Consider the following 26,411-nt stretch of genomic DNA (forward strand, 5'->3'; position numbering starts at 1 on the left):
CCCTTCGCCGCCTCATAATCTTCCCGCACAAACAGCCTCAGCCGCCCGCATAACTCCTGTGACGAAAGCCCACCGCTTCCGCCACATGCGCCGCCTGTATCCCGTCAGACCCGTCAAGATCGGCAATCGTCCGGGCCACCCGAAGCAGCCTCGTGAACCCGCGGGCCGAAAGCCGCAGCTTCCGCGCCGCCTCAGCAAGCACACCCTTCGCACCGGCATCCAGCTCGAACCCGTCCGGCGCCGCCTCCGAATTTCTGACATCCTGTCCCCGGAGATGCTGCCTCAGCCGCGCACTCAGCACCCGCGTCGCAATCGTCCGGGAGCTTTCCCCGGCTGGTGCCACCATCATATCAAGCGGCGAAAGAGGCTGAACGCTGACCCAGAGATCAATCCGGTCCAGCAGCGGACCCGAAAGCCGCCCGAGATAATCCTCCCCGCAGCGCGGCGCCTTCCGACACTCGCGGGACGCATCGCCAAGATAACCGCACCGGCACGGATTCATCGCCGCCACCAGCTGAAACCGCGCCGGATACGTCACATGCGCCGCCGCCCGCGCAATCGTCGTCTGCCCGGTCTCCAGCGGCTGCCGCAGCGATTCCAGCGCCTGCCGCGAAAATTCCGGCAGCTCATCCAGAAACAGAACACCCCGATGCGCGAGACTGATCTCCCCCGGCTTCGCCCGCACGCCACCGCCCACCAGCGCCGGCTGACTGGCCGAATGATGCGGCTCCCGAAACGGCGGCCGCTGAATCGGACCCCCCTCCGCAACCAGCCCCGCCGCACTGTAAATGCGCGTCACCGCCAGAGATTCCTCAGGCGTCAGATTCGGCAGCAATCCCGGCAGCCGCGCCGCAAGCATCGACTTCCCCGAACCCGGCGGCCCCGACATCAGCAGGGAATGACCGCCCGCCGCCGCAATCTCGAGCGCCCGCCGCGCCACTTCCATCCCCTTCACGTCCGCCATATCCGGCCCGACCAGCGGTTGCTCCTTCGGCAACGGAAAATCCGGCGTCGTCAGCAGTTGCCGTCCGCGAAAATGATTGAGCAGCGCCGTCAGGTCCGGTGCCGCCAGAATATCGCGGGTGCCACCGTAAAGCGCTTCAACCCCCTGAACCGCCGGACAGATCAGCCCGAGTTTCATGGTCGCCGCCATCATGGACGCGGAAATCACTCCCGCAACCCGGTTCAGCCGGCCATCAAGCGACAACTCGCCGAGAACAGCGTACCGCCCCAGCTCCTCGATCGGCAGAATCTCCATCGCCGCCAGCACAGCCAGCGCAATCGGCAGATCGAAATGCGAGCCTTCCTTCAGAAGATCCGCCGGCACGAGATTGACCAGAATACGTTTCGGCGGCAGCGCCAGCCCCATGGAGGTCAGCGCCGCCCGAACCCGCTCCCGCGCCTCGCCAACCGCCTTGTCCGGCAACCCGACAATCAGAAACGCCGGAAGGCCATTCGCAATCTGGACTTCCACCCAGACCGGAATGGCCTCAATGCCCGAAAACGTAAACGAGCGAACGCGTGTATTGATCATCGCGCCCTTGCAGACCGCCCGTCAGCCGCCCTGATAAATGAGCCGCGCCCGGATCGTCCCGTCGAGACCACGCAGCTGCTCCAGCAGACGGTTGTCCCTGTCGAGATCCCCCCCGGTATCCGCCTCAACAACAACATAGCCAATCTCGCCATCCGTCTGGAGATACTGCGCCGTCACATTGCAGCCCTCGCGGGTGAACAGTTCGTTGATCTTCGACATCGTGCCTGGAACATTGCGATGCACATGCATGAAACGCGTCCCGCGCGGACTCTGCGGCAGCTGCACACTCGGGAAATTCACCGTGCCCAGCGTCGAACCGATGTCGGAATACTCCACCAGCTTGCGCGCCACCTCGACCCCGATCCGCTCCTGCGCCTCGGCCGTCGAGCCGCCGATATGCGGCGACAGGATCACGTTATCGACCTCCTGAAGCGGCGAAACAAACCGCTCGCCCGGCCCCTTCGGCTCCTTCGGAAACACGTCGATCGCCGCACCCAGAAGATGACCGGATTTCAGAGCCTCGGCCGCCGCGTCCAGATCAACCACATTGCCACGCGCATTGTTGATCAGAAACGAACCCGGCTTCATCTGCGCAATCTGCTCACGACCGATCATGTTCGCCGTCGAGGCAACCTGCGGCACATGCAGACTGACCACATCACTCTGCGCCAGCAGATTCTCAAGCGTGTCGCACGCCAGCGCATTGCCATGACCAAGCTTGTCAATCACATCGTAATACAGCACCCGCATGCCAAACGCCTCAGCCAGAACCGAAAGCTGCGACCCGATCGAGCCATAACCAACGATCCCCAGCGTCTTGCCGCGCACCTCCCAGCTATTGGTCGCCGATTTGTCCCAGCGTCCGTCATGACAGCCAACCGAACGCGGAAAAATCCGCCGCATCAGCATCACGATCTCGCCCATGACCAGCTCGGCCACCGAACGCGTGTTGCTGAACGGCGCGTTAAAAACAGGCACGCCACACTCCCGCGCCGCATCCAGATTCACCTGGTTCGTGCCAATGCAGAAACAGCCGATCGCAAAAAGCCGGTCAGCCCCCTCGATAACCTCCCGCGTCAGCTGCGTCCGCGACCGGATACCCACAACATGCACACCCTCAAGCGCAGATCGCAGCGCCTCACCCTCAAGCGCGCCCTTATGACGCGTCACGTTTTCATAGCCACTCGCCTTCAGCAGGGCGACCGCGCTGTCATGCACGCCCTCAAGCAGAAGAAAGCGAATTTTATCTTTAGAGAGCGACAGGTGAGGAATCATTCAGTTGGCTCGTAGCAGTTACGGCGGTCCCGGTATCCATGGTCCGACCCGGTTGAAAATGAGCCTGCCGCAAGGCAGGGCCTGGCTGGTTGGCCCCGCACGGTCCGGAGCCCTCGCGTCCGGTCCGGACACGGGCCTGAACGCGGGACCGGTGCCATAGCACGTTTCCTCAAAGGCGGAAATCCGGGAGAAACAGCCCCGCACGACAACCCGCAATGACAAACGGAAATCAGCCCCGCAGCCGCTCCACCGCATCGTTCAGCAGCGCCGGATTGCCCACCGCCAGAACCGTCCCGTCGCCACCTGCACGCAGCGGATCGCCATTCCAGTCCGTCATCCGGCCACCGGCCCCTTCGACAACCGGCACCAGCGCTGCCCAGTCCCACGTCTTCATGTCGCATTCCGCAATCACATCGATATAACCCGCCGCCAGCAGACCATAAGCATAACAGTCGCCGCCCCAGCTCACCCGTTTGACCGACGCCCTCAGCTGCTTCCACACATCGCGCGGCGCATCCTCCAGCATCTCCAGCGAAGTGCAGGACAGATCCGCGTCAGCCAGAACCTCACACCGCCTGGTCCCGACAGTCCCTGGCACCGCCGTCGCCCTGGCCCGAAAAAGCGTCGGACGCCCTTTAACGCCAAGCCACCGCTCCCCGCTGATCGGCTGATCGATCACCCCGAGCAGCGGCTCCCCGTCATACGTCAGCGCAATCAGCGTCCCGAAAGTCGGCCGCCCCGTAATAAACGCCCGCGTCCCGTCAATCGGATCGAGCGTCCACCGATACCCCGCGCCCTCATTATCCAGACCGAACTCCTCGCCCAGTATCCCATGCTCCGGATGCCGCTCCGCCAGAACCGCCCGCATCACCCGCTCCGCCATCCGGTCCGCAATCGTAACCGGACTCGCATCCGCCTTGTCATTACTCCCGATCGGCGCCCGGAAATAAGGCCGGATCACCACCCCCGCCACATCCGCCAGCGCCAGCGCCGTCTCAGTCAGAAGATCAAAATCATGAGCCACAAAAAGCGCCTTTCAGAAGTATCTCTCGCCTCAGGGCGCTGCCCTGAAACCCGTCAAAGGCCGCAGGCCTTCGGAAACCATTTATGAAGGCGATTACCCTGTTTGCAAATATGACTGTTATGAAGGCGTTGGGCGACGAGCGACATCGCCGACAATTTACGCGCCATCCCGTCGCTACCCGTACCAAGCAAGCGATGAGGAAATGGTGTCGTTCAATGCTTACATGAAGGGACCGCCCGACTGATCGTTGCGGAGCGAAAAGGGGCATTCTCTATGGTCGAACGGTTGCGATATTCGATGTAGGATCGCTGGCACGATCTCACGCTGTTCCGGCTCGCCTTTAATCAGCGAGGTAGGGTATACGGACTGCTTTGAATAATCGAATGCGGCCGACCCCTTAGATTCCGAGACTTACCATGCAATTCACAGTCATCTCCTATTCTGAGCGGTCAAAACGCTACAAGAACCTCAGCGGAGCGGGCGAGGCATACCTACTACGAGACAATTGGGATGACTACGGATTCAAGACCACCTTCACTCTCGTCTACTTCGACGACGATGGTGACCGGCATGACATCGGCGAGGTCAAGATCATGAGCACTGGCATGTCGGTCGGCTATGTGATGATGCCCGAAGCATTTGAGGCGCTCGCGCAAGGCTATGGGTCGCTCGGTCAGGATCAGAGTTACTACGAGACTCTGCTCGAGCTTCCGGAGGACGTCCGCGTAGATATCCTCAATGGGCTGAAGGATGTCGTCTGGGATGCTATGATCCGCACGGAGCTCGAGGATGAAAACGCCTATGAGACATCGCTCACGAGGTCGGTTGGCGAGGTGCGTCTCGCCAAGCACCAGTCGATTCTCCACCAGCAGGCGGCGCTGACACCCTATGACTTCACCTATCGCTTCCCGCAGAGCGATGAGACCATCGAAGTCCGTGTTGATCCGAATAGCCTTCCCCCGAGCAACATTCATGTCGTGATCGGCCGCAATGGGGTCGGCAAGACGACATTGCTCACATCTCTGAGCTCCCTGCTGCGAAATGGACGGGACAGGCGGCTTGGCCGGCTCAGCTTCGGGGAAGATGCCGCTGTGGCCCCGAAGGACCAGTTCGCAAACCTGATTACCGTCGCGTTCAGCGCATTTGATAGCTTTGATCCGCCCGCGCGATCGTCCGCGGGACCGGTACGCAGCCGTAAAGCAGGGACACGCAGCGGCATTAGCTACACCTATGTCGGATTGAAGAAGCGCGTCCGGGTCGGCGGCGAGCGCGCGACCGGCAACAAAAGCGAGGCCGATCTTCAAGAAGATTTCGTCGAGAGCACGCTGCAATGCCTGCGGAGTGCAAGCCGTCCGCGGTGGCAAGCCGCCATGCGTATCCTTGAGGCCGATCCGCTGTTCGCAGGACTTGGGTTGTCGCATCTGCCCGAGTTGCAGGCCGACGAGATCGAGCAGTGGGCCGGCACTTTGTTTTGCACCGCGAGCTCCGGCCACAAGATCGTCCTGCTGACCCTGACACGGCTAGCGGAGCTGGTGAGCGATCGCACGCTGGTCCTCATTGACGAACCAGAGGCGCACCTGCATCCACCCTTGGTGATGGCCCTCGTGCGGGCGATCTCCGACCTGCTCGCGAACCGTAACGGCGTCGCGATACTGGCGACTCATTCGCCAGTGGTCGTCCAGGAGGTGCCCGCCGATTGCGTCTCGCTCCTGTTCCGGTCCGGCGATGGTGTCACCGTCGAGCGACCCGAGATCGAGACATTCGCCGAGAACCTTGGCGCGCTCACCCGGGAGATATTCCGCGTCGAGGTGACAGAGAGTGGCCACCATGCGCTGATCGCGCGGGTGGTCGAAAAATCTGAATCCCTTGATGAGGTCCTTGGTACTTTCAAGGACCATGTCGGTGCCGAGGGCAGGGCGCTGGCGCGTGCGATGCTGCGGTCCACCAACTGATGCTCACCATTGCATTGCCCGACGACGACGCGGGACTGGTGTTCGTAGCCTGCGCGACGCGGACACAAAATGCCGTGAAGAGGAGGGCGTTGCTCGCGCAACGACCGCACGTCGAGGACCGCTCAGAGCAATACCTTGAGCACGCCCTGGCCGGCACGCTCCACGAGTTTGATCCGGTGGAGCCCGATGGCATTGAACCGGCTGAACTGAGCGGGCTCTACGGTCGCGTTTTGGTGAAAGGCGGCGAACGTCCTCTGTACCTGCGGCTCCGCGGTCGGTCACGGTACAACCGTTGCCCGCTATGTGGCCAACGGGACGTCAAGTCACTCGACCATCACCTCTCGAAGGATGATTATCCGGAGCTGGCAGTCTTCGCCGCGAACTTGACCCCCTCCTGTTTCGAGTGCAACCACGCCAAGCTGAACTATCGCGCGGAGCTTCCGACGGATCGGCTGTTCCACCCCTATTTCGACGATTGGAGCGGACATCGGTTGATCCGGGCGACGATCAATGTCGGCGCGCGGGTCACCACGAACTTCACCACCCGTGCCCCGGCTGAAGTCGATGCGGTCATCGTCCAACGCGCTCGAAAGCATTTCGTCGAACTCAACCTCGCCGAGCTTTACGAGCAGCATGCAGCGGTCGAACTTGTCGAACGCAAGGACATGTTCCGCGAGACCTTTGCCTCGGATGGTGCCGAAGGGCTCCGGGACGAGCTCGAGCACGAAGCAAGGAGCCGCCAGCGCTTCAATCGCAACAGCTGGCAATCGGCGCTTTACAGGGCGTTGTCACGGAATGAGAATTTCTATTCGGGCGGGTTCGAGCATATTGACGAGCCATGACACCGACGAGCATCAGAGGCCTGCTCCAGCCAGATACTGTCGTCTGCTGCCGCTCTCGGCAATGACGGTTATGTCTCATAATTCGGTCTATTGAGGTTCGCCTAACAATGTCGGCTTTCGGGCAACCGTCATATCCGCTTGGATGTCTGACATGAGGGCGAAACCAGTCCCCCAACTCACCGCAACGTCTTCAGCCACGCCACCACATCCGCCCGGTCCTTATCATCCCGGATCCCCGGAAAAGACATCCGCGTTCCCGCCGCAAAGGCCGCCGGATTAGTCAGCCACGCATTCAGCGTCACATCATCCCACTGACCGCCATGACCCGATAAAGCCGGCGAGTAGGAATACCCCTCTTTCCCCGCAATCTTCCGCCCGAATACATGGAACAGATTAGGCCCCACCGTGTCCGGCGCATCCGCCGCCATCGTGTGACACATCGCACAGCTCTGCTGCGCCAGTTCCTCCCCATGCGCCACATTCGGAGCAGCCGAAGCCACGGGAACGGCAGACGGCGGGGCAGGGGGGGCATCAGCCGCCGCGGCCGGAATCTCCACTCCGGGCTTAGCAGGCGGCGCATAAGGAACCAGAACCGCCCCCGCGCCCCAGCACACGGAAAGAACCACAGCCGTCAGAAGCAATGCAAAAGCGCCACGATTGGCCGTCTGAAAATCCATGCCCATCCCGAAAACATAACGGATAAAAAACGATAAACAGCACAAAACGGCGGTCAGCCGCGCTGTTGCCACAAAACACGCTCTTTTCTAGAGTGCCATGCCCTTTCTGTGAAGCCACCCGGCCTCACCCCGCCGACAACCAGGTACGCCCCGCGAGCCCATGAGCGCCCCCCTCGTCATCATCCCCGCCCGCATGGCCTCCACACGCCTGCCCGGCAAGCCCCTCGCCGACATCGCAGGTCGCCCCATGATCCTCCACGTCGCCGAACGCGCCCGCCGCGCCGATGCCGGCCGCGTCATCATCGCCGCCGGAGACCCGGAAATCGCCGAAATCGTCACCAGAGCGGGCTTCGACGCCGTCCTGACAGACCCCGGCCTGCCCTCCGGCTCCGACCGCGTCCATGCCGCCGCCCGGCAGATCGACCCGCACGGAAACAGCCCCGTCATCATCAACCTCCAGGGCGACCTCCCCGGCCTCGCCCCCGAAACCCTCCGCGCCGCCCTCCTGCCGCTCGCAGACCCCGCAACCGATATCGGCACCCTCGTCGCCCCCATCCGAAACGACGCGGAAGCCACCACCGATTCAGTCGTCAAAGTCGCCTGCGCCTTCGAGCCCGCCACGGCGCAAACCGCCCGCGCCCTCTATTTCTCCCGCCAGCCCGTCCCCTGGGGGGGCGGCCCGCGCTGGCATCACGTCGGTGTCTACGCCTGGCGCCGCACCGCCCTCGAACGCTTCGTCTCCCTGCCGGAATCACCCCTCGAAAAACGCGAGCGCCTCGAACAGCTCCGCGCCCTCGAAGCCGGAATGATCATCGGATGCGCCCGCATCGCCGAAGCCCCGTTCGGCGTCGATACACCGGAAGATCTGGACAGGGCACGCCGGATGCTGGAAGGGCAGTCAGCATGACAACGACCGCACCACGCACGATCGCCTTCCAGGGCAGACCCGGCGCCTATTCCGATCTCGCCTGCCGCCAGGCCTTCCCCGGCTGGACAACCGTCCCCTGCGAAACCTTCGCGGACGCCATCGCCGCCGTGCATGAAGGCCGCGCAACCCTCGCCATGCTCGCCTGCGAAAACAGTCTCGCCGGTCGCGTGCCCGATATCCACGCCCTCCTGCCGGAGTCCGGCCTGCACATCGTCGGCGAACATTTCCAGCGCGTCGAACACTGCCTGATGGGCACCCCCGGAACCCGCATCGAACAGGCCCGCCGCGTCCATACCCACCCCGTCGCAATGGCCCAGATCCGCCATCTCATCCGGGACCGCAACCTCACCCCCGTCGTCGAATCCGATACCGCCGGCGCCGCCGAACTCGTCGCCGGTTGGGGTCGCCCGGAAGACGTCGCCGTCGCCTCGGAACTCGCCGCCGAACTCAACGGCCTCACCATCCTCGCCCGCAACGTGGAAGACGCCGCCCACAACACCACCCGCTTCTACATCACAGCCCTGGAACCGGCCGACCCGCCAGCGACCGCCGGCCCCCTGATGACCACCGTCCTGTTCAGCGTCAGCAATACCCCCGGCGCGCTGTATAAAGTGCTCGGCGGATTTGCCACGAACGGCGTCAACATGACGCGACTTGAAAGCTACATGGTCGAAGGCACCTTCGCCGCAACGCAGTTCCTTCTCGATGTCGAAGGCGGCCCGGAAAGCGCCGGACTGAAGCAGGCCCTCGCGGAGCTCGAATTCTTCGCCGAACAGTTCCGCATCCTCGGCGTTTACCCGCAATCGCCGTTCAGACGTCAGGTCCCAGGCTCTCAGCGCCTGGCAGGGTGACCTGACAGCCCCCCGTATTCGTGGCATACCCAGGCCAGCAGATTAAAGAGTCCGTCCCGTCGGATCATCAGGAAGAATGCTCATGACCGAAGCCATGTTCAGAGGCGCGCTCACCGCCCTCATCACCCCGATGAACCGGGACGGCTCCCTCGACCTCGCCTCCTTCGACCGCTTCGCCGAGTGGCAGATCGCCGAAGGCATCGCAGGCCTGGTCCCGGTAGGAACAACCGGCGAAAGCCCGACCCTCTCGCACGAGGAACACCACACCATCGTCGAACGGACCGTCCGCATCGCCGCCGGCCGCGTCCCCGTCATCGCAGGCGCAGGGTCCAACAGCACGTCAGAAGCTATCGACCTCGCAAAACACGCCGAAGCCGCCGGCGCCTCCGCCGTCCTCATTGTCACGCCCTATTATAACAAGCCCTCGCAGGAAGGCCTTTACCGGCACTTCAGCGCCATCTCCGACGCCATCAAAATCCCGATCATCCTCTACAATATTCCCGGACGCTCGGTCGTCGACATCTCGGTCGAAACCATGGCCCGCCTCGCCCGGCACGCCAATATCATCGGCGTGAAAGACGCAACCGCCAATCTCCTGCGCCCACTCCAGGTCCGCCACGCCATCCGCGACCGGCACTTCAACCAGCTTTCCGGCGAAGACGGCACCGCCGTCGCCTTCCTCGCCGCGGGCGGAGACGGCGTCATCAGCGTCACCTCCAACATCGCCCCGTCGCTCTGCGCCCAGGTCCAGACCGCCTGGCAGGAGGGACACGCCACAACCGCCATCGCCCTCCAGGACAAACTCCTGCCCCTGCACGACGCCCTGTTCTGCGAAAGCAACCCGGCCCCGGCGAAATACGCCGCCTCACTGCTCGGCCTCGCCGGCGAAACCTGCCGCCTGCCACTCGCCCCGCTGACAACAGCCTCCCGTGAGACGGTCAAAGCCGCGCTCACCGAAACCGGACTGCTCGACTGACCTATGGCAGCACCCAAAAAGAAAACCGGCCTGATCTCACACGGTATCGCCTCGCAGAACCGGAAAGGCCGCTTCAACTACACCATCCTCGAAACAGTCGAAGCCGGCATCGTCCTGAAAGGCCCGGAAGTCAAAAGCCTCCGCGCCGGCCGCGCCCAGATCGCCGAAGCCTACGCAGGCGAACGCAACGGAGAAGTGTGGCTCTTCAACAGCTACATCCCCGAATATCAGGGCGGCGTCCTCTCCCGCTTCGACAGCCGCGCGCCCCGTAAACTCCTCCTGCATAAAAAACAGGTCGAGAAACTCCTCGGCGCCGTGGCCCGCGCCGGCGTCACCCTCGTCCCGCTCGATATCCACTTCAATGACCGTGGCCTCGCCAAACTGACCCTCGGCCTCGGCGAAGGCCGCAAAACAGTGGATAAGCGCCACGCCATCGCCGAACGCGACTGGCAACGCGATAAAGCCCGCCTCATCCGCAACAAAGGCCGCGACGACTGATCCCGCCCGCAGCCGGGTCAGTCATCCTGCCCTGTCCGATCGGAGATAAAGGCCTTCATCCGCGCCGCCTCCTCGCCACCCGCCGGCTGGTAGGTGGTCATGACCAGATCTGGCCGCCCCTCGACCGCGAAATTGGAAAACTCCAGCTCAAGCAGTCCCAGTTCGGGATGATGCAGCCGCTTGACGCCATCGCCCTGACCCGCGACGCCATGCTCCCGCCAGAGCTGCGCGAATTCCGGACTTTCGGCGGAAAGCTCCGCAACCAGACGACTGATTTCGCGTGATGCCCCGGCCCGCACGGCATCCGCCCGAAACGAGGCAACCACATAACGGGCCAGACCCAGCCAGTCCTCCTGCGCCGACCGCACACGCGCCTCACAGAAGATCAGCCGCAGAATATTCCGCTGTTCCGGCGGAAGCTTCGCATAATCTGTCAGCAATACGGTCGCGGCCCTGTTCCACGCGATAACGTCCCATGTCGCCGTGCGAACGGTGGCCGGCGTGAAGGGCAGGGCGTCAAGAACCCGCTGAAGACGCGGCGTGATGCCATGATGCGCCCTGTAGAGCGTCTCCGGCGGATGACCGAACGCAAGAATAAAGAGATGTTCGCGTTCGGCTTCGGTCAGCATGAGGCCGGTCGCAAGCCGGTCGAGAACATCAGCCGAAGGTGCGCCCCCGCGCCCCTGCTCAAGCCATGTATACCAGGTCGGGGAAATGTTGGACCGCTGCGCAACCTCTTCACGACGAAGACCCGGCGTGCGCCGCCGTTCCGCCTTCAGACCGAGAGAAACCGGATCGAGGCGGGTCCGCCGGTCGCGCAGAAAATCCCCCAGAGCATTGCCATCGTCAGCGGGCATAAGCATCCTGTTGAGAATTATACCATGATAAAGTCACGACTTTAACAGAAAGAAATTTACGACAGAATGCCTCTCCGGACAATGTAAGGAGTTCATCCCATGCGGGTATTTCTGACCGGCGCAACCGGCTTCATCGGAGCGCGAATCACAGACGAACTGCTGGCGACCGGACATCAGGTCCTGGGCCTGACCCGATCGGATGCCGGAGCGCAATCGCTGATAGCAAAAGGCGCGGAGCCGCATCGCGGCACCCTGGAAGACACCGACAGCCTCCGCGCCGGCGTGGCCAGGGCGGACGCGGTCATCCATACCGCCTTCGATCATGATTTCTCGCATTTCGTGGAAAACTGCGAGAAAGACCGCCGCGTGATCGCAGCCATGGGCGCGGAACTGAAAGGATCGTCCCGCCCGATCATCATCACTTCCGGAACCGGGATGGGAAGTGCGTCACCCGGCCAGATCGCAACGGAAACCGTCGTAAACGAACAGGCGCCCAACCCCCGCATCGCTTCCGAACTGGCAGGAAATGTCCTGCTGGATGAAGGCGTGTCCCTCTCGGTCGTGCGCCTGCCGCAGGTCCATGACCGTCAGCGACAGGGGCTTCTGACATTGTATATCCAGCTGGCACGCGAAAAAGGCGTCGTTGCGTATCTCGATGAAGGCGCCAGTCGCGTTTCGGCGGCGCATGTGCTGGATGTGGCGACCTTATATCGCCTGGCCCTCGACAAAGGAGAGACAGGCGCCCGTTACCACGCGGTCGCCGAGGAAGGCATCCCGATGCGGGACATCGCCGAAACACTGGGGACATCCCTCGGCCTGCCCGTTATCTCTCTCCCCCGCGAAAAGGCGGCCGAACATTTCGGCTGGCTCGGGACGTTCATCGACATGGACCTTTCAGCATCCGCCGTACTCACCCGCGAACGCCTGGGCTGGACCCCGACCGGACCAGGACTGCTCACGGATCTCGAACACCTCGATCTCTCCGCCTACGCCTGAAGCTCTGCGGCAGCGTCCCGAAACCCGCTTTCCGGTCCCTCCCGGTCACGGAACACCCCGTCAGGGCGCCTGCCGCACCGGCACCGGAGCATTGCACAGCGCGACCCCATGCGCCGCACGGACAAAAAACAGGTCCGTGCGGCTGGCCCGCGCCGCCAGATAAGCCGAAAACACCGGACTGTCGGTTCGCATCACCTGGACGCGCGGTCGCTTCGCAACAGGCAGATCGACGGCAGGCGTTCCACCCCAGATCGCAACAGTCCGCTCCTTGCCGACATAAAACCCCAGTTCCCCCGTTCCGCGCGGCAACGCCCCCGGTAAACTCCATGCCCGTCACAACCCGCCCGACCACCGCAAGATTACGATCAGGCTGACGCGGCGCCTCTCCATTCACCGCGTAAAGTTCCTGCCCGTCGCCAGTATCGGGCGGCATGTCCCGGGCGACACCGATCATGCCATAACAATGCGCAAGCCAGACGCGGTTTTCATCCATCCCCACCGGCCATCCCGCCGCAAACCCGGATGAAGAAGCATAAGGATCGGAATACCCCGGCGACAGAACGGCAACGCCCTGCCGCGCACGCTCATCCTCCGTCGGAGGATCAGCGATAAATCCCGGCGGGAGGTTTCGCCTTTTCGTCCCGGACCGCCCGCTGCACAACGTAATTGTCCTTAACACGGACGATTGCCCTGCCATCCCACCGGTGCGGCCGCGCCAGACCGATAATGTTGCCCGTATGAACCGGCGCGAACTGCGGCGCGAGTTCGATCACAATCCGGGCACCTCCGGCCAGATCCATCACCAGAATCCGGTCTTCAGGCACGTCAGCCCACGCAGACCCGGAAGCATGCGCCACAATATCGGAAGGACCGGATGCCGCCATCGCCACATGCGGCAATAGCAGGGGAAGAATCGGCAGGAAACAGCGCATGACAGCAATCATGCCTGTAGCGAAAAGACAGGCGTAAGCCGAACCGTCACAAACGATTCCAGGAACCCGCCAGACGCTCCGCCGCTGATGACCGACCCGCGTACAGTAAAACGGCCCGCGGATTTCTCCGCGGGCCGCTTCAGCAGATGATCTGACGTGAGAACGCCGGATCAGCAGGCGATGTGGTAGTGGCTGTGCTCTGTCGTCGCGCAGACAGTCCCGGTCGTCGAATCATGCGTCACGGCAGTCGACGAACAACCGCTCCTGGAAGATGCCTGCCAGTGGTCGATCGAACCACCACCGCATACGGTCGTGCTGCCGGATGCAGACGGAGAATAGCCCGTCGAAGTAAACGCCGACGCGACATCATGACACCAGTTACTGTGATCCGCGCCCGAAGGGATGCAGCTCGCTGAACCGCCCGAAGTCGTCGACCAGTGATGATGATCGTTGCCACCGCTGGTGCTGGCCGACGAGGACGATGACGACGAAGAAGGAGAACAACCCGACGTCGGCCAGTGATGCGAATGGCCGCCGCTGGTGCAGGAAGATGAAGACGACGATGACGAAGACGACGAAGAGGATGTCGAGTTTTCAATCACGTAGTTGCCGGCTTTGTCCGTGGTGACCGTCGTCGCGCCCGGCGTGAAGCCGGATGCCACATTGATGTCATCAAGCGTGATGGCCTGGTTGTCACTGAGATCAACGGTCAGTGTGTAGCTGCCATTGGAGTTCTCTGTGTAAACCGCCGAAGTCACCGAAGCGCCCTCGGTGCCATTGACAGCAAACTCGGTGTTCGACGTGACATTAACGAAATCGGTGCTGATTGTCTGACCGCCATCCGCAACGTCGAGAACAACTTCGTCCTTCGATGAATCGAACGTGATCGACGAGCCCATTTCCGTCGAGCTTGTATAGAGAACGCTGTTGCTCGCCATGTTGATGTTCATCAGGCTGTCGATCGACAGCGGAGAAGAAGCAGAACCAAGTGTCGAGTTGGTCAGGTTGATCGTGCCGTCGCCGGACAGATGATCCGAAGTCATAACCGTGTTGCCGCCATTGTTGACGACATTGAGCGTCCCGGCGATCTCGTTGATGCCAAGATCCACAACGGACGATGTATCGACAGTCAGTGTTCCCGTCTCGAAAACCTGAAGCGTATCCACCGTAAAGACAGGGCTTGTGCTGCAATTGCTCGCCGTAATGTCGAGTGTCGCGTCATCGCCAACCGTCAGACTCTGAATAACGTCACCCGATGCCGAACTGGCGACAGCTGTAACCGGGGCTGTGGATGAACCTTCGAGATCAATATCCTCAGAAGCTGTCGGCGCCACGCCGGTGCTCCAGTTGGATGCATCATCGAAATTTTCCGACGTGGTGCCGGTCCAGTAAGTCGTGGCCATTAATAAACCTTTTCTCTTTTTTTTTGGCCCTGCAATTCTCGCGGATGCCAGAAAGCGTGACATCAGGGCCTGTCAGAGAATTAAGATAAAATGCAGCTTCTGGACAGACGTTAATAATTCTTTAAAGCGAGCACTGTTTTTTGGGCACACAGTCAAATAATAATAAGACACATATTAATTTTAATAAAAAATAGTATTAAAACATCAAACGTATCAATAAAAATACAATCATAAATAAAAACATCCCCTGTATCAGATTTTGTGATGTTGAAAATGATCGGGTATTTCCGATTAAGAGTCTGTTTTATTTAAATTTTCCAAGGAAATTCTCAGCCTTCATTCCGAAGAGCCCTATCTTCGAAGCGCGATATTTCCAGGCAGCCAATCCGCTCCGATCGATAACCAGTGCTCCATCACGTCCTGTGTCATGCTCTCCATAGCCCGTTCCCAGAACCAGGGCGTGAATCTGCTATGCGTCTGACTCAACACGATATTTTTCTGTGAATCGTACGTCCGAACCCATCCCGACAGGAACGGAGCGCCCCCATGTGGCAGCACACACGACAAAGACTTCCCGGAAACACAACCGGACAAGCATCGGCAGACAATATCTTCCCGACCGAAGAACACCACAGCGAGGACAACCGAAGAGCAAAGAAGCGGAAACGCGCCTGCTGACGAGCCATCTCCCGGGCCAGGCACCTTAATCTCGTACACAACCGGAAGAAGGGGGCAGCCCTCCGACACCGCATACTCACCGGATCTGTCTCTGTTGCAGAAATCCGCCGATTCAACAGGCGAGGGAAGGGAACCACTCGACCTGCCCGGGAGAACCCGATGCAACGCCGGAACCAGAATCCCGGCCGCGTCAGCCTGTCCGGTGCCAGCACTAAAACCACTGAAAAAATGCGCCGAACCCGCACAAACAAAAGAGCCGCTGCCAACCTCACGGTCGCAGCGGCTCTTTTACGCAATGGCAGCTCCGAACGAAGCCACCATTTCTAAGTCACACGTATCAGTCGAGGCTGATAGCAGCAGCTTCCGGACCTTTCTGGCCCTGAACCACCTTCACGTTCGTTGCCTGGCCCTCATTGAGGGAACCAATGCCGGAACGCTCCAGAGCGGAAGCATGAACAAAAATGTCCTTGCCGCCATGGTCAGGCGTAATGAAGCCGAAACCCTTCGTGGAGTTATACCACTTCACTGTGCCACGCACTTCCTCAGCACCGGACAGGTCAGGCGCCGGACGCGGCGCACGGCCACCACCACCGAAACCACCCGCGCCACGCGGCGCGCCCGCGCCGAAACCAGGCGAGCGAGGACGCTCAGGCTGTGCCGTGCTCTCGTCAACCGTCAGCACTTCAGCGACCTGACGACCTTTCGGGCCCTGGCCGATACGGACAGAAAGCGTCGCACCAGGGCTGACACTTTCATGACCGGCCTGAGTCAGCGCATTAGCATGGAGGAATACATCGCCCGAACCATCGGCAAGCTCGACAAAGCCGAAGCCTTTTTCGCCGTTGAACCACTTCACAGTGGCGTCGATCTCAGGGCCGGAGGCAATAACCTGCGGGCTGGAAGGACGGCGCGGTGCATAACCACCACGATCTCCTCCGCCAGCGGGCGCACCGCCGAAAGGCGACGAGTTGCCACGATCATAAGGGGAGGGCGTGCTCATAAAATCATCGTCAAATCCGCCGCGGCGGGGAGAGCGAGAGCTGCGGTCGGTTCTGTTACTTCTCAACGGTCTTGATCCCGAGGTCTGGTGTGGCGAAAAAAGTCGCCCTGTGAATAAATCCGGGAGAGGAGAGGCAGCGCCTGAAAAGATAGTCTCGTTTCGGCACTTATTCGTCTCAACCTGAGTTCCGGTGTCCGGGGCTTCCTGATGGTCGCCGGGGACGAAAAGAGAAAAGCATGAAATCTCTGCAGAAAGCTACTCTCTTTTTGCTTACGACGGCCCCGAACAGATGAATTTCCTGCAATGAGACGGGCAGAAACGGACAAATCCGTCACGCTGACGACATCCCTGTTCCCCTGGCTCAGAAATATTGTTGAACCTCTGTAAGACTTTCTTATTCGCTTCGTTTGTCTTAAACAATTTTCACAGAAGAGCCTGTCCGCATCGTTTTATCGCGCGGAAGGCAGTCACGCGAGGAAGATAAATAATGCGGCACCGCCTGAAGCAGCGCCTTGGCACTCACCTGAAAGTTTTTGCCGTGGCCGGTGCCGCAACGGCCGGTCTGGCCGTTACTTCTGCGGGTCATGCGACTCCTTTACAGGATAATCAGGGCACATGGACGCTGCAGGGCGAGAACGATGCCGTCTCGACTTTGAAGGGTACCTCGGATCAGTATTATACGAGCGGCCTGCGCTTTAACTGGACTTCAGGAACAGACAATCTTCCGGGACCGTTCGCCACAGTGAACCGCGCCATCCTCGGCAAAGGGATGCAGCGGATCAGCATCGGCCTGGAGCAGGCGATCTTCACGCCGTCCAATACCCAGATCGCCACCCCCTCCGCCCGTGACCGGCCCTATTCCAGCGTGCTGGTCGGCACGGTCAACCTGATCAGCGACACCGACCTCTCCCGTGGCGTATTCGGCATCCAGTTCGGCGTCATGGGGCCAGACGCCCTCGGCAGACAGCTCCAGAACGGCTTCCACAGCGCGATCGGCGACACCAGCAACAAAGGCTGGAGCCACCAGCTCGCCAACCAGCCCATCTTTCAGGTGCAGTACGGGCGCACCTGGCGTCTGCCCCTGGGCACAATCGGCGGACGTAACGGCATCTCCTTCGATATGCTCCCCACCGTCGCCGCCCGCGTGGGCGATTATCGCACCGCCGGCACAATCGGCGACTCAATCCGCTTCGGACAGGGGCTGGACAGTGATTTCGGCGTGCCGACAATCGGCGCGGGAACCGATGGCACGGACGCCTATAAAGGGACCCGCCAGGTTCCCTGGTATTTCTTCGGCGGCGTAACCGGCGACGCCGTCGGCTACGACGCCACGCTGCAGGGCAACACCCTGCGCAGCAATTCGCCGCATGTCACCAAAAAGTGGGATGTCGGCGAGATCCACGCCGGCGTCGCCGTCATGTTCTACGGCGTGCGCCTTTCCTACAGCCAGGTCTGGCAGACACAGGAATTTGATACCGCGCGCAGCGGCCTGTTCAACTACGGCTCCCTGGCCGCTTCAGCCAAGTTCTGAAGCAAACCAGCTCCCGGTTTTCCTGTCGCCCTCCAGCAACAGGAAAACCGGCCATCAGTCCTCTTTATATTCAGGAAGCTGAATCGTCGGCCGTCCGATGAGAAAACCCTGAATCTCCTCGCACCCATGCGCGTCCAGGAAGCCAAGCTGCTCCTCCGTCTCCACGCCTTCGGCGCAGCACGTCATGTTCAGTGAATGAATCATATAGATCGTGGATCGCAGAACAGTCTCAACCCGGCTGTCCGTCCCGAGCCTGTCGATGAACATGCGGTCAAGCTTGACCTGGTCGAACGGATAGTTCGTCAGCCGCTCCAGCGCACCAAACCCCGTTCCGAAATCATCCAGAATCAATCTCACACCCATCGCGCGAATACGCGCCAGTTCCTTCCGCGCACTGTCCGATGAACCAAAACTCCGGCGCTCCGAAAGCTCGATCTGCAAACGGGCCGGATCAAGCCCGCTCTTCTTCAGTGCCTGCCCGATCGTCGAGGCCACACGCTCGGTATTCAGCCACGACGGAGAAACATTGACACTCACGCCCAGCGGCGTCTTCCACGCAGCCGCCTGACTGCATGCGGTATGGAGAACCCAGCGATCAATGTCCTCGATCAGCCCCGCATTTTCAGCACATATCAGAAAGAGAGACGGATCGACCCGGCCATGACCGGGACGATCCCAGCGCACCAGCGCCTCAAACGCAATCACCCGCTCGGTGTCCGTCTCAAGAACCGGAAGCCAGTTCAGCGTGAAATCTCCGCCGGCAATGGCTTTCCGCAGATCCGTCTCCATCCCGATCTCATCGGAATGAGCATGCGCAATCTCCGGCGCCACGCGATTGACGTGCGAACCGGCCCTCTGTCCCCTGATCCTCGCCAGTGCCGCGTTGGCAAACCCGATCAGCGTATCAGTATCCGGTGCATCGAACGGATACGCAGCCCAGCCAATGTAAGGCTCGAAAGGGAAACCGTTATCCGGGAGATCCTCCCCGGCGTTCATCCGGGCAATAATGTCATTCGCAAGCGTTTCAGCCAGTTCCACGTCACGCTCAAGCGGAACGGCAACCGCGAAACTCCCCCCGCCCAGATGAACCGTGAAACACGGATCGGGCGCAATCTCCCGGAGAACAGTATAGGCCTTTTCGATCAGAACATCGGAAACAGGCCAGCCGTCACTGTCATTGATCGGACCAATCCGCCCCAGATCCAGCCGCAGCAACGCCAGCGGCGACGTGGTCGAAATCCCGGTCGCCGTGATGCGGGTGTCGAGATAGCGCATCAGAGACGCACTGCCCGAAGGCGGCCTGACATGCTGGCGCTGACCCTCTTTCGACATGGGATCGAACGAAGCCGTCAGCGTGGCCAGCCGCGTAAGCGAGGAAGATTCGAACGGATGCCTGGCGTGATTCAGGCAAAGCAGGAAAGCCGAACCTTCAGCATCATCCTTAAGCGGCTTCATCGCCCAGGAATGGAATCGATTGATTCCACGGGTAAAAACCCCTGATTTTACCCCGCCACCCGCCGTAAGCTGCCCGGTGGAACTGTCCATGCCCGCCGTCACCGCAGACATATCTGGCGCCGCTCCGCTCCCGGCCCGCGCGAGGATATCCGGCGTCCGGTCTGTCCGGGTCCGCTCCGCAATCAGAACGGCATCACAGGGGAGAAGCTGCATTGTCATATGCACGAGCGAAGAAAGAGAAGAAAGATAAGCATCGCGGCTGATCAGGGTTAAATTCGGGTCGTGCATGCCGCGATACCGTGCCTTGTTCTGTGAGCGAACGGAAATACTGAATACCCGCCGCTATTCTGCCATTCGCCTGAATCTGTGGTATCGACGTTATGTAAAGAGAGATTTAAAAGTGTATATTAAAACTCACGGCCGCCCGATCGGTTCAGCCTGACTGTATTATTCTGCCAAAATCCGTCTTGCCGAACAGCGCAAGCAGCACCGCAATCGCCTCGCCGGCGCGGCCCCGCTCCAGGATCGCACGAACCTTCATCTCCGCCGACTGCCGCGCCAGAACAAGCAACGCCGACGCATCGAACTCACCCTCATCCGTCGTCGCAATGCGAAAACCCGGCAAACCCGACTGCCGGTTCCCCGTCGCATCGCCACCACCCCGCAGCCGGAAATCCTCATCGGCAATCAGAAAACCATCCTCCGTCTCCCGCAGCAGCGCCAGCCGCTGACGCGCCGTAGCCCCCGTCTCAGCCCCATGCAGTAAAAGACAATATGATTCCGCCGCTCCCCGGCCAACGCGCCCCCGCAACTGATGCAGCTGGGCCAGACCGAACCGCTCCGCATGCTCGATCACCATCACCGTCGCATCCGGCACATCCACACCTACCTCAATCACCGTCGTCGCAACCAGTAACTTCGACTCCCCCGCCGCAAACGCCGTCAGCGCCGCCTCGCGAACCGTAATGTCCTGCTTCCCGTGAGCCAGCCCCACCGGAACCCGCCCGCCAAACCGCTCCGTCAGCGACGCATGCCGCGCCTCCGCCGCCGCAATATCCAGCGTCTCACTCTCACTCACCAGCGGACATACCCAGAAAATCCCCGCCCCGCGCGATAACGCCCGCCCCACACCCGCCAGCACATCCTCAAAAGAGTCCGGCCCGTGAACAGACGTGCGGATCGGCTTCCGCCCGGACGGCTTCACGTCCAGCCGGCTCACATCCATCTCGCCCCAGTGCGCCAGCAGCAAACTCCGCGGAATCGGCGTCGCCGTCATGACCAGCATGTCCGCGGCAGCGCCTTTCTCAGCCAGCAGAATACGCTGATCGACACCAAACCGATGCTGCTCATCCACAATCGCCAGCGCCAGATCGTGAAACACCACCGCCTCCTGCACCAGCGCATGCGTCCCGACCACCAGCACCGCCGACCCGTCCGCAATCGCCGCCAGAGCCTCCCGCCGCGCCTTGCCCCGAACCGATCCCGACAGAAACACCACCGGAACCGGCGACAAACGCTGAAACGTCGCATAATGCTGCCGCGCCAGAATCTCCGTCGGTGCCATGATCGCCGCCTGAGCCCCGGCCTCCGCCGCCCGCAACATCGCCAGCAACGCCACAATCGTCTTGCCCGCGCCCACATCACCCTGAAGCAGCCGAACCATCCGCCGGGGCGCCGCCAGATCCCCGTCAATCTCACCCAGAACCCGATCCTGTGCCGCAGTCAGCGTATGCCCGAACCGCCGCAACGCCTCCCGCCGTAACGCCCCGTCCCCCGTCAGAGACCGCCCCGGACGCTCCCGGTTCGCCTCCCGCGCCAGCAACGTCGCAACCTGATCCGCCAGCAACTCATCACACGCCAGCCGCTCCCGCGCCTTCCGCCGCGCGCCCCGCCACGAATCCCCCAAAAGCAGCGCCGGATCGTCCGCCGGAAAATGCGTCCATAACAACGCCGTCCGAAAATCCGGCCACCCGTGCCGCGCCACAACCCCCGCGTCCTGCCACTCCGGAATCCCCTCCGGCACCAGCGCGAAAGCCCGCCGCATCGCCACCCGAACCTGCCCGCCAAATAACCCCGCCGTCAGCGGCCACACCGGATCAAGCGCCGGAACGTGACCCCCCGCCGATAAAAAATAATCCGGATTGCTCATCGTCAGCCGGCCGCCAAACTGTTCCAGCCGCCCGGACACCAGAACCTCCGCCCCCGCCACAGCCCGCTTCGCCTGCCACCGCGAGAAAAACGCAATCTCCAGAGACCCCGTCGCGTTCTCGATCACCACCTTCCACGGCTGCCGACGATGCGCCGGCGCCACCACCCGCGAAATCACCCCCGCAACCGTCGCCACGCGCCCGGGCTCAGCCGCCCCGAGATCCGGACAATAACGCCGGTCGATCACACTCTCAGGCATGTGAAACAACAGATCGACCACAGCCGTCCCGCCACACACCTTCATCAGCAGCTTCGCCGTCGCCGGCTTAACCCCGGAAAGACCGGCCAGAGGGGAGAGCAGGGGAGCCACCAGCGCCGGAACGGGCGGCAGAACAGACGCCGCTCCATGCGCCGGAAACATAGGAGACTCTTCTCCCGGGAGATCCGATCTGGACACGGACGGCACAACGGCCTTTTTTGGCGGGCTGACAGGCATCAGCCACAAGGCTATAGGACAGCGGCGCCATGGAACAAAACGAAACCATCACTCCCGCCACCGCCATACCCTCACCGGAGGAACAGGCCGACCTGCAGAGGCGACGCAAAAGACTGCTCTTCCGCTCACAGCATCGCGGCACCTTCGAAACCGATATCCTCATCGGCGGCTTCGTCGAAAAATACGTGAACACCATGGACGCCACCGCCCTCGACGACATCGAAGCCGTCCTCGAAACCCCCGATCCCATCCTGACCGACTGGCTCTTCAACCGCTTCCCCGTGCCGCCGGAACAGGAAACCCCCATGCTGCGCGCCCTGCTGAACGACGCGCACCAGCGCGCCGGGATTATCAGCCAGCCCGTAAAACCAGCCTGACCCCAACAGAGACCGCCCCGAACCCTCATGGAACTGTCGACGATGGACGCTGACGTCAAAACCGAAACACGCGCCACCTCAGTCTGGGGCGCCCCCGAAGGATTCGACGGCCTCCTCCTCGTCAAACGCGCCCGCGAACACAAAGGCCCCGTCCTCCACGTCGCCCGCGACGACGCCGCCATGGCCCGACTCAGCGATCTGCTGAGCTATTTCGGCAGCGACATCGAAACCCTCCGCTTCCCCGCCTGGGACTGCCTCCCCTACGACCGCGTCTCCCCCAACCCCGTCATCATCGCCGAACGCGTCGCCACCCTGACCCGCCTGCTCGAAAAACCGGATCCGAAGAAAAAAGGCCGGATCGTCCTCACAACCCCCGCCGCCCTCATGCAGCGCGTCGCCCCGCGATCCGCCTTCCGCGACCAGTCCCTCGCCATCGCCCAGGGCGAAAGCCTCGACCAGTCCTTCCTGATCGAACTCCTCATCGCCAACGGATACACCCGCACCGATACCGTCATGGAGCCCGGCGAATTCGCCACCAGAGGCGGAATCTTCGACCTCTTCCCCGCCGGTCAGCCCGAACCCGTCCGCCTCGACCTCTTCGGCGACGAAGTCGAAAACATCCGCCACTTCGACCCCGGCACACAGCGCTCAACCACAACAACAACCGGCCTGACCCTCCGTCCCGTCTCCGAATTCTCCCTCGACCCCGAAAGCGTCTCCCGCTTCCGCTCCGCCTGGCGCGACCAGTTCGGCCCCGCCGCCGCCTCGGACTCCATCTACGAACACGTCACCGACGGCCGCCGCTACACCGGCATCGAACACTGGCTCCCCCTCTTTCATACCGAAATGGAAACCCTGTTCGATTACCTCCCCGATACCGCCATCTCCCTCGATCACCAGGTCGACGAATCCCTCACCGCACGCTTCGACATGATCCAGGATCACTACGAAGCCCGCCGCACCCCGCCCCGCGAAGGCGAATCTCCCTACCGCGCCCTACCGCCACACCTCCTCTACCTCGACCGCAAAGCCTGGGACGCCGCAATGAGCCGCGCCCCCGTCACCCGCTTCAGCCCCTTCGCCAAACCCGATGGCGCCCAGGGCATCGACGCCTTCGGCCGCCCCGGCATCATGTTCGCCAGACTCACCCCCCAGGGCGAACGCGAACAGGTCTTCGCCCTCATCAAAGATCAGGCCCAGACCTGGGCCGATACAAAACGACGCTGCTTCGTCGCCGCCTGGACACGCGGCTCCCGCGAGCGGATCAAAACCCTCCTCCAGGACCATAAACTCGCCGTCGAAACCTTCGACACCTGGTCCCAGGCCGCGAAAATGAAGCCCGGCCCCATCGGCCTGCTCACCTTCGGCGTCGATCGCGGCTTCATCGGCGACGACATCGCCATCGTCTCCGAACAGGACCTCCTCGGTGAACGCATCGGACGCCCCCCTCGCAAACGTCGCCGCGCCGACGAGCTGATTTCCGAAGCCGGCGAAATCACCGAAGGCGACCTCGTCGTCCACCAGGATTACGGCATCGGCCGCTACGATGGCCTCGAAACCGTCAGCGTCGGCGTCGCCCCGCATGACTGCCTCCGCCTGCTCTATGACGGCGGCCAGAAACTCTACCTCCCCGTCGAAAACATCGAGCTCCTGAGCCGCTTCGGCTCCGATCAGGCCGGCGTTGCCCTCGATAAACTCGGCGGCGTGGCCTGGCAGGGTCGTAAAGCGAAGATGAAGCAGCGCATCCGCGACATGGCGGGCGCCCTCATCCGAACCGCCGCCGCCCGCGCCCTGCGCGAAGCCCCGTCACTCACCCCGCCCGAAGGCCAGTGGGAAGAATTCTGCGCCCGCTTCCCCTTCGTGGAAACCGAAGACCAGGCCCACGCCATCGTCGACGTGCTCGAAGACATGGCCTCAGGCCGCCCCATGGACCGCCTCGTCTGCGGCGATGTCGGCTTCGGCAAAACCGAAGTCGCCCTCCGCGCCGCCTTCGTCGCCGCCATGTCCGGAACCCAGGTCGCCGTCGTCGTCCCGACCACACTCCTGGCCCGTCAGCATTTCCGAACTTTCGAGGCCCGCTTCGAAGGTTTCCCCCTCCGTGTCGCCCAGCTCTCCCGCATGGTCACCGCAAAAGAAGCCACAGAAGTCCGCAAAGGCCTCGCCGACGGCACCGTCAACATCATCATCGGCACCCACGCCCTGCTCGCCAAAACCGTCCAGTTCGCCGATCTCGGCCTGCTCATCATCGACGAAGAACAGCATTTCGGCGTCACCCATAAAGAGAAACTCAAAGCCCTGCGCGAAGACGTTCACGTCCTCACCCTCTCCGCCACCCCGCTCCCGCGCACCCTCCAGCTCTCCCTCTCCGGCGTGCGCGAAATGAGCCTCATCGCCACCCCGCCAACCGACCGCCTCGCCGTCCGCACCTTCATCATGCCGTTCGACAGCGTCGTCATCCGCGAAGCCATCCAGCGCGAACGCTTCCGTGGCGGCCAGATCTTCTGCGTCGCCCCCCGTATCGAAGACCTCACCCGCCTCGGCGAACGCCTCAGCGAAATCGTCCCCGACGCCAAACTCATCCAGGCCCACGGCCAGTTGTCCCCGACCGAACTCGAACGCGTCATGACCGAGTTCTCCGACGGAAAATACGACATCCTGCTTTCCACCAACATCGTGGAAAGCGGCCTCGACATGCCCGCCGTCAACACCCTCATCATCCACCGCGCCGATATGTTCGGCCTCGGCCAGCTCTACCAGCTCCGTGGCCGCGTCGGGCGCGGCAAACAGCGCGGTTACGCCTACCTCACCTGGCCCCAGACCCACGCCCTCTCCGCCTCAGCCCAGAAGCGCCTCGAAATCATGCAGACGCTCGATACCCTCGGCGCCGGCTTCACTCTCGCCTCCCACGATCTCGACCTCCGGGGTGCCGGCAACCTCCTCGGCGACGAACAGTCCGGCCACATCCGCGAAGTCGGTATCGAACTCTATCAGCAGATGCTCCAGGACGCCGTCACCGACCTCCGCGCCGAGAAGGGCAGGGAACGCGCAGCCGACCGAGACTGGACCCCCAATATCGTCCTCGGCCTCCCCGTCCTCATCCCCGATACCTACGTCTCGGACCTCCCCGTCCGCCTCGGCCTCTACCGCCGCATCAGCACCCTCGCATCCGACGCCGAAAACGAAGCCATGGAAGCCGAACTCGTCGACCGTTTCGGTGCCGTTCCCCCCGAACTCAAAAACCTTCTCGATGTCGTCGAGCTGAAACGAAATTGCCGCACCGCTGGCATCGAACGCCTCGAAGCCGGACCCAAAGGCATGGTCCTCCAGTTCCGTGGCAACACCTTCGCCAACCCCGAAGGCCTCATCCGATGGATGGCCAAATGGACCGACGGCACCGTCCGCCTCCGGCCCGACCACAAACTCGCTATCGTTCGCGAACTCACCAACGTCCAGCGCATAGACCTCGCCCGCCGCGTCACCCAGGCCCTCGAAAAACTGGCCCGCCGCGCTCCAGGCAACTGACCACCGGAAGGGGAAGGAGCCTCAGCGCTCCGCCCCGAACCCCGCCAAAGGTCACAGACCTTGATGATATCAGATAAAACCGAATGACTGATGATCTTCGGGATCAGCCTGCGGTAAATGCTAAATGAAAATCCCGCCGTTATTTTGAGTAAGGTATTATGTCCGCTATCGCCTCATCCCGGTCATACAGGCGGTTGGGAGAGTTTCCCGAAAGCCGACATGATTCCATCCGACGCTTTGCCGGCAAAGGCGGATAGCGGGTTTGCCCCCGCATTCTACCCAGTCGAGGTTCGAATCTCATTAGGCGGGCCGCGCCGGAACCGGATGAGAACTACGTCTACGCCATAGCCCTCTAACAGCCTGTCGGGTTGAGCATTTGGGGGATGATAACGCCGAGGCTGGTCCGGCTCATGCGGCCTGGAGGCGTGCCATTCTTTTGCAGTTGTAGGCGTGGGCGAT

Annotated in this window: 21 protein-coding genes; 10 read left to right on the forward strand and 11 right to left on the reverse strand. The window is 62.0% G+C overall.

Annotated features, from left to right (window positions below):
• Positions 1-37: 37 nt before the first annotated feature.
• The 3 genes from GOB90_RS01150 to GOB90_RS01160 all read right to left on the reverse strand — a co-directional run bounded on the left by GOB90_RS01150 (position 38) and on the right by GOB90_RS01160 (position 3,833).
• Complete coding sequence (locus GOB90_RS01150; RefSeq protein ID WP_146890648.1) at positions 38-1,534, reverse strand: YifB family Mg chelatase-like AAA ATPase; 1,497 nt, start codon at positions 1,532-1,534, stop codon at positions 38-40.
• 21 nt (positions 1,535-1,555) lie between these two features.
• The gene (gene serA / locus GOB90_RS01155) at positions 1,556-2,809 is read right to left on the reverse strand and encodes a phosphoglycerate dehydrogenase (RefSeq protein WP_146890645.1); all 1,254 of its coding nucleotides are present in this window, start codon (positions 2,807-2,809) and stop codon (positions 1,556-1,558) included.
• A gap of 229 nt (positions 2,810-3,038) precedes the next feature.
• A complete protein-coding gene (locus tag GOB90_RS01160) occupies positions 3,039-3,833 on the reverse strand; it encodes an inositol monophosphatase family protein (RefSeq protein ID WP_146890642.1) in 795 nt (264 codons plus the stop codon).
• Positions 3,834-4,249: 416 nt separating this feature from the next.
• Between GOB90_RS01160 and GOB90_RS01165 the strand changes: the two genes are divergently transcribed.
• Both GOB90_RS01165 and GOB90_RS01170 read left to right on the forward strand, forming a co-directional pair.
• On the forward strand, positions 4,250-5,785 hold the full coding sequence (locus tag GOB90_RS01165; protein WP_146890639.1) for an AAA family ATPase: 1,536 nt from the start codon (positions 4,250-4,252) through the stop codon (positions 5,783-5,785).
• On the forward strand, positions 5,785-6,627 hold the full coding sequence (locus tag GOB90_RS01170; protein WP_146890636.1) for a hypothetical protein: 843 nt from the start codon (positions 5,785-5,787) through the stop codon (positions 6,625-6,627). Before GOB90_RS01165 ends, GOB90_RS01170 begins: the two co-directional genes overlap by 1 nt.
• Positions 6,628-6,803: 176 nt before the next feature.
• Here GOB90_RS01170 and GOB90_RS01175 read toward each other — a convergent pair whose 3' ends face one another.
• On the reverse strand, positions 6,804-7,304 hold the full coding sequence (locus GOB90_RS01175; RefSeq protein WP_146890633.1) for a c-type cytochrome: 501 nt from the start codon (positions 7,302-7,304) through the stop codon (positions 6,804-6,806).
• A gap of 160 nt (positions 7,305-7,464) precedes the next feature.
• Here GOB90_RS01175 and GOB90_RS01180 point away from each other — a divergent pair, with 160 nt between their 5' ends.
• The 4 genes from GOB90_RS01180 to smpB all read left to right on the forward strand — a co-directional run bounded on the left by GOB90_RS01180 (position 7,465) and on the right by smpB (position 10,557).
• The gene (locus GOB90_RS01180; RefSeq protein WP_146890630.1) at positions 7,465-8,211 is read left to right on the forward strand and encodes a 3-deoxy-manno-octulosonate cytidylyltransferase; all 747 of its coding nucleotides are present in this window, start codon (positions 7,465-7,467) and stop codon (positions 8,209-8,211) included.
• Positions 8,208-9,083, forward strand: coding sequence for a prephenate dehydratase (locus tag GOB90_RS01185; protein WP_146890626.1), 876 nt, complete (start codon positions 8,208-8,210; stop codon positions 9,081-9,083). The genes GOB90_RS01180 and GOB90_RS01185 overlap by 4 nt, the downstream gene beginning before the upstream one ends.
• An 82-nt stretch (positions 9,084-9,165) precedes the next feature.
• Positions 9,166-10,059 carry a 4-hydroxy-tetrahydrodipicolinate synthase gene (gene dapA / locus GOB90_RS01190; RefSeq protein WP_146890623.1) on the forward strand — a complete coding sequence of 298 codons (894 nt, stop codon included), beginning with the start codon at positions 9,166-9,168 and terminating at the stop codon, positions 10,057-10,059.
• A 3-nt stretch (positions 10,060-10,062) separates the two neighbouring features.
• Positions 10,063-10,557, forward strand: coding sequence for an SsrA-binding protein SmpB (gene smpB, locus GOB90_RS01195; RefSeq protein WP_146890620.1), 495 nt, complete (start codon positions 10,063-10,065; stop codon positions 10,555-10,557).
• A gap of 17 nt (positions 10,558-10,574) precedes the next feature.
• Here the strand turns inward: smpB and GOB90_RS01200 are convergent, their stop codons facing one another.
• Entirely contained in the window at positions 10,575-11,420 is an 846-nt protein-coding gene (locus tag GOB90_RS01200; protein ID WP_198912602.1) for a helix-turn-helix transcriptional regulator, read from the reverse strand.
• Positions 11,421-11,513: 93 nt separating this feature from the next.
• Between GOB90_RS01200 and GOB90_RS01205 the strand changes: the two genes are divergently transcribed.
• Positions 11,514-12,410, forward strand: coding sequence for an SDR family oxidoreductase (locus GOB90_RS01205; protein ID WP_146890613.1), 897 nt, complete (start codon positions 11,514-11,516; stop codon positions 12,408-12,410).
• Between the two features lie 60 nt (positions 12,411-12,470).
• Here GOB90_RS01205 and GOB90_RS19040 read toward each other — a convergent pair whose 3' ends face one another.
• The 4 genes from GOB90_RS19040 to GOB90_RS19445 form a co-directional block, all read right to left on the reverse strand.
• Entirely contained in the window at positions 12,471-12,719 is a 249-nt protein-coding gene (locus GOB90_RS19040) for a hypothetical protein (protein WP_242011708.1), read from the reverse strand.
• A gap of 293 nt (positions 12,720-13,012) precedes the next feature.
• Positions 13,013-13,342, reverse strand: coding sequence for a peptidylprolyl isomerase (locus tag GOB90_RS19045; protein WP_242011709.1), 330 nt, complete (start codon positions 13,340-13,342; stop codon positions 13,013-13,015).
• 170 nt (positions 13,343-13,512) lie between these two features.
• Complete coding sequence (locus GOB90_RS01215) at positions 13,513-14,745, reverse strand: autotransporter outer membrane beta-barrel domain-containing protein (protein WP_146890609.1); 1,233 nt, start codon at positions 14,743-14,745, stop codon at positions 13,513-13,515.
• Between the two features lie 1,015 nt (positions 14,746-15,760).
• Positions 15,761-16,489: a cold-shock protein gene (locus GOB90_RS19445; protein WP_146890606.1), complete on the reverse strand. Its 729-nt coding sequence runs from the start codon at positions 16,487-16,489 to the stop codon at positions 15,761-15,763.
• A gap of 421 nt (positions 16,490-16,910) precedes the next feature.
• Between GOB90_RS19445 and GOB90_RS01225 the strand changes: the two genes are divergently transcribed.
• A complete protein-coding gene (locus GOB90_RS01225) occupies positions 16,911-17,954 on the forward strand; it encodes a lipid A deacylase LpxR family protein (protein WP_146890602.1) in 1,044 nt (347 codons plus the stop codon).
• A 54-nt stretch (positions 17,955-18,008) separates the two neighbouring features.
• On the opposite strand, the gene GOB90_RS01230 is transcribed toward GOB90_RS01225, so the two are convergent.
• Together GOB90_RS01230 and recG are read right to left on the reverse strand one after the other, a co-directional pair.
• Positions 18,009-19,697: a putative bifunctional diguanylate cyclase/phosphodiesterase gene (locus GOB90_RS01230; protein ID WP_146890599.1), complete on the reverse strand. Its 1,689-nt coding sequence runs from the start codon at positions 19,695-19,697 to the stop codon at positions 18,009-18,011.
• A 145-nt stretch (positions 19,698-19,842) separates the two neighbouring features.
• On the reverse strand, positions 19,843-21,978 hold the full coding sequence (gene recG / locus GOB90_RS01235; protein WP_146890595.1) for an ATP-dependent DNA helicase RecG: 2,136 nt from the start codon (positions 21,976-21,978) through the stop codon (positions 19,843-19,845).
• Between the two features lie 104 nt (positions 21,979-22,082).
• Here recG and GOB90_RS01240 point away from each other — a divergent pair, with 104 nt between their 5' ends.
• Positions 22,083-22,430 (forward strand): FAD assembly factor SdhE, encoded by a 348-nt coding sequence (locus tag GOB90_RS01240; protein WP_146890592.1) that lies wholly within the window; start codon positions 22,083-22,085, stop codon positions 22,428-22,430.
• Positions 22,431-22,472: 42 nt separating this feature from the next.
• Positions 22,473-25,952, forward strand: coding sequence for a transcription-repair coupling factor (gene mfd, locus GOB90_RS01245; protein WP_146890589.1), 3,480 nt, complete (start codon positions 22,473-22,475; stop codon positions 25,950-25,952).
• Positions 25,953-26,411: the final 459 nt, after the last annotated feature.

This window comes from Acetobacter oeni (assembly GCF_011516825.1).
Lineage (GTDB): Bacteria > Pseudomonadota > Alphaproteobacteria > Acetobacterales > Acetobacteraceae > Acetobacter > Acetobacter oeni.